Genomic DNA, 4,623 nt, shown 5'->3' with positions numbered 1-4,623 from the left:
GCTAGCGGCTTCCTTTGCTCTGGCTGAAAGTTCCCCACCAGATTACTGATTACCATAGTATCGAGTTGCTCAAACACCTCTTTTGCACTATGCGTTCGTTCATTAACGCGTTTTAGTAACACACGACGCAACAAACCTCCCAGAGGATGCGCCAAAAGACCTGTGGGGATTGAAATCGGAGTATCACTCAAATGTTGATGATAAATTTCAGCAATACTAGTACCTGAGACTGCTGGCGCCCCTGACAAGCACTCAAGGAAAACTAACCCCCACATATACAGGTCAGAGCTAAATGTCGCTTGCTCCCCACGCAACTGTTCGGGAGCACAGTAAGTCGGCGTACCCAGAGACTCCTGGTTTAAGGTTAACGTTTGATAATCAACCGATCGCTGATTGAATGACTGTGTACTTATACCAAAATCAAGCAACTTAACATGAGGCTTGGCCCCCGAGTATGACAGCATGATATTTGAGGGCTTAATATCACGGTGAATAATGCCGTACTCATGGGCATGAACTAAAGCATCCAGTACCTGTAACATGACTGAATAGGCAGCCTCAATATCCAGCGCGCCATAGACGTTAAGGTATTCGCTTAGCGATATACCATCGACGTATTCAAACACACTGTAAACACTGTTTTCCCCTATTGTGCCTTTGTCCAGTAACCGAACTATATTCGGGTGCGAGAGTCTGCTGACAAAGCGGCTTTCACGTTCAAACCGGGCAATCTGACGTTGTCTCTGTTTCAAACTTTCTTGAGGGTCTAGGTGCAGACACTTTATCGCCACATGCTGATCGGTTTTCTGGTACACCGCTTTATAGACAGAACCAAATCCACCCTCACCAATTTTATGGCTTAGCTGGTAGTCGCTGGCAGCAAATTGTTGCTCAATCTCGGTAAATGGCAGCATAGCAGCAGTCATGACTGGATAACTTAATGACAAGCAAAATCGTTTTCTGCTCTACCACCTTTTATCACGATGACCTTAGTTGTATTCAACCGGACATCACCATTTTGTAATTGCAAGATTTGACACGCATCAATACCGCTAAAACTGGCAGCATCACGTAATCGTGTACGCAATCTATGCAACCTTATACGCGTGTTCTCCGGTTCGATACCAAGAGCGTGCGAGAGTTCGTTTAGCCCCAACCAGCCGCAGTGAGACTCGGCATAACCATGCGCATGATCAGCAATAGATTTTCGAGCCAGGCACAACAACAAGTACAATTGATTTTGTAGACGATGGCCGTTGATCACAGAGCTTTGCTCAGAATCGCTAATGAATAACTGGATATCCTCTTCATCATCAGACACTTCAAGCCGAAAGGATAGGTCTTCAATCGTGCGGACAACAGGGCGGTTCTGACAGGTTTTCATTTCCGAACGGTTGGATTGAAGATAATACCGATTGCCCAGGATCTGGATTACTTCACCGTCACTAATCTTACGATTTTCACTCTGTGTTGAATAAGACTGAATCAGGTTCCAGTTACTGCTCTGATAAGAGAAAGCCAGCTTTTCCGACACCTTCGTGGTTGGTTTTTGTAAATAAATCGGTGACTGGTTAGAGTCGATACTGACCATCAAATCACATGGTTCATTTACATTCACCATGGTAAAAACCTCACCAACCTTGGAGGATAAAACGATCGTATCGCCTTCCTGCAACACTGATGGTTTGTCTTTCACTAACTTCTTATCGTTCACCCAAACCCCGTTGGTACTTTTATCCTGAATAGACCAACGGTCATCCTGCCAAAAAATAATGGCATGAATGCGAGATATATCACTGCGGGTAAGTATGGTATGGCAGTCTTCCGAACGGCCTAATGTATGATATTGCCGTAAATAAACATGTTTGCCCGTTGATGATTTGAGCACCCCACCCCAATAAACGACTCGTTGCGGATCGAATGGAGACAACAAACAAGACATATCATTATGAATGTCAGATATAAGCTGATTACAAGGCTGAATTTTGGCAACAATCGACATAAGGTACGCATCCAATTTGACAAGCTGAACAATAATTTACGATGTTGATAGCTTCCTTCAAAGTAAACACAGATTATGAAATCAAACGCATTGATACCACATGCACTAAGGGTTTTCAATAACAATTGTTACCATCGATTAACATGCCACTTATCAGCATAACGACAAATCACATCACTACAGCACAGCGCGATTTAAGATATATCGTCAATAAGTTAGAGATAAAAGACGCTCAGATTCGCAATAAATCCGAGCATAGAGATGAAAAGAGAAACCCAGGGCCTGAACAACAAAAAAAGCAATAGGCCCTGGTAACAATAGAGAAGACTTAATCTTTGATGGCAGGAAAAGCCACCGTGTCACCGTCTGCGGTCAGGATCTCAACCCGGCTTGGCTTACCGTTAGTATCGAGATGCAACTCACCGATTGCGCTGCGGTTGACCAAGCGGTGGTTCCCGGTTGTATCAGGATCGCGTTTTTTGATCTTTAACCGCTTGCGCTTGGTTAGCCAGTTCAAGGGAGAATGCGGACTATACAGCGCCCTATCCATCACATCACAAAACCGCAGCAAGGTATTTGGGAATTCATTCTTAATCCCGCTTGATGTGATCTGGTAGATATTCGGGCTGCTGCGGCGAAAACGCAGCTTCACATCATAGGCAAACGAATAATGGACATCACCGGAGAGGATCACGAAGTTTGTCGGGGTCTTGGTATGGGTAAAGATACTGAGCAAGGTATTCGCCGAGCCCGGATGAGCCATCCAGTTTTCGGCATCGATCAGCAATGGCTGACCAAGCCAGGTCATGCCGCGCTGAAGCATTTCGATAAACTTCACTCCGAACATCGGTGCAGCAGAGACGATGATCACAGCAGGTTCATTTAGCAACGACTGCTGCAGCTCGGTCAATGCTTCCCAGTCCATCAGCCCCGACGGTTTGTTCATTTTCGACTCTGAACGCCAGCGTCGTGTGCGGGTATCCAGCACCAGCATTTTAGGGGTTGTTTCAATGGTATAATGCCATTGCTCAAACCGATAGAGGTGATTTATCAGCTGATCCTGACGCTCACAAACTGGCTCAGAAAAATAACTCTTGGCCAGATTGAGAAACTCCTGATCAAAATGCTCGGGTGCATTGCCCCACCCCTGGCACAACCAATAGCTGATCAGGCCGTTGCCGATAATACGCCGGGACAATAAGTTTCCATAGGCTGCTTTTTCCCAACCAACCGTTAGGTTCCAATCATCAGTAACATCGTGATCATCAAAGATCATATAGGTCGGGATATGCGCCATTAAGCGCTGAACTTGCGGTAATCCTGCGACAAAATCATCGATATGTTGCTTTTCCTCATACCATAGCTGCTGCCATTTTGGCTCAAGGGTACGCTGACCTGACTGGAAGCCGCACTTTTTCAGCCGCTCACTATCGATAAGCTGCCACAACTGCGGCGACCATACCAACAGATACATGGCAAAGAACTCACTGAAGCTCATCAGGTGATTTTCGCATTCCCTGGAGCTAAATACTGGCCTCCCGCTTTTTGGCAGCCACTTACGCAGTCCGTTATCAGACAGCCAATTTCCAGTTTCAATATAGTGCGGCAAGATCTTGTCACGGCCATAGAAGTTATAACCATGCTGATAGAGTGACTGGGTGTTGGCTACCGGCCCCTGGGCGAAGGTTTCATCCGGAAGTCCCAACAAGCCGATAACCTGCTGAATGGCATCTAACGTAGGCCCGGCAACGTGATCGGCATAAATCTGATCACCGCTCATCATCAGCAGCGCCGGACGCTCCTGAACCGCTTGCAAAGCCAGCTTTTCATCCGCGGCAACCAGACTGTCCTTGCTCGGATAGTGCGGGTTTCGGCACGAGCCGTGCAGCACGTAATCAGCTTGCTGCTTAATAGTGAACGACAATCGCTTTTCGCCGGGGTACAGCAAAGAGGGAACCAGCTCGGTAATCTCACCTCGCTGAGTAACCAGCTGGTATTCCAACACTGCATTGACAGGAAAATGGCCTGTCAGATTAGCCATTGTCACCCAGGCAGCCTGGCCCACCTGGATCTGCTCCGCTGTTGTTATCTGCTCAGAAAAGAAGGGCTCAACATCTTCGGGATGAAAAAGGGAGAAAGTCGCCGTTAAGGGCTCTGATGTGACAAGCCACAGCGTGAGTTCATTCGCCGTACATTTGCGTAAGATCGGGCCTGCCAGCAACAAAGGCAGGTTGGCGGAGGAAGATGCAGTTTGGGAACACATGGTTTGCACTAAATACCCACTTGATGGCTCTGATGCCCTAATCATACCCCGATTTTGCATCGAAAATTGCTAGCAAAACGTAAAGTTATGCATAGATCCTTGCTAGCGCCTAGGTATTTTCCTTGAACATGGAGCTCAGCTCATCATACATCCAGGCCATAATTCTGCCGCTCCCCATATCACGACGTTTAACGACTCCCATTTCAACCAGCAGCGAATCAGCAATATGTTCGGTTGATAATTCGACCAGCTCGCCGACATACCACTCTTCTTTCGCCACATGCTCAGGAACCAGGGCCCAGCCCACTCCACGGGTAACCAGCGCCGAAATATAATAATAGCTATCAACATACCAGTG

At 47.0% G+C, this 4,623-nt stretch carries 3 protein-coding genes and 1 pseudogene; all 4 read right to left on the bottom strand.

What is annotated here, in order from left to right; genetic code table 11:
- Positions 1-926, bottom strand: a 926-nt coding sequence (locus tag MHN01_RS17235; RefSeq protein ID WP_239412471.1) for a protein kinase, incomplete at its 3' end; no start/stop codon positions are given.
- 11 nt (positions 927-937) lie between these two features.
- Complete coding sequence (locus MHN01_RS17230) at positions 938-2,002, bottom strand: FHA domain-containing protein (protein WP_239412470.1); 1,065 nt, start codon at positions 2,000-2,002, stop codon at positions 938-940.
- A gap of 328 nt (positions 2,003-2,330) precedes the next feature.
- A complete protein-coding gene (locus MHN01_RS17225; RefSeq protein ID WP_239412469.1) occupies positions 2,331-4,265 on the bottom strand; it encodes an alkaline phosphatase D family protein in 1,935 nt (644 codons plus the stop codon).
- Positions 4,266-4,374: 109 nt separating this feature from the next.
- Positions 4,375-4,623: pseudogene (locus MHN01_RS17220) on the bottom strand (substrate-binding domain-containing protein); the annotation flags it as partial.

The organism is Photobacterium sp. OFAV2-7 (assembly GCF_022347985.1).
Taxonomy (GTDB): domain Bacteria; phylum Pseudomonadota; class Gammaproteobacteria; order Enterobacterales; family Vibrionaceae; genus Photobacterium.
This window is presented reverse-complemented; position numbering and strand designations above follow the sequence as displayed.

Coding starts and splice junctions, on each gene's coding strand:
- MHN01_RS17230 (WP_239412470.1), bottom strand. CDS start 2,002: ATGTCGATTGTTGCCAAAATTCAGCCTTGTAATCAGCTTATATCTGAC.
- MHN01_RS17225 (WP_239412469.1), bottom strand. CDS start 4,265: ATGTGTTCCCAAACTGCATCTTCCTCCGCCAACCTGCCTTTGTTGCTG.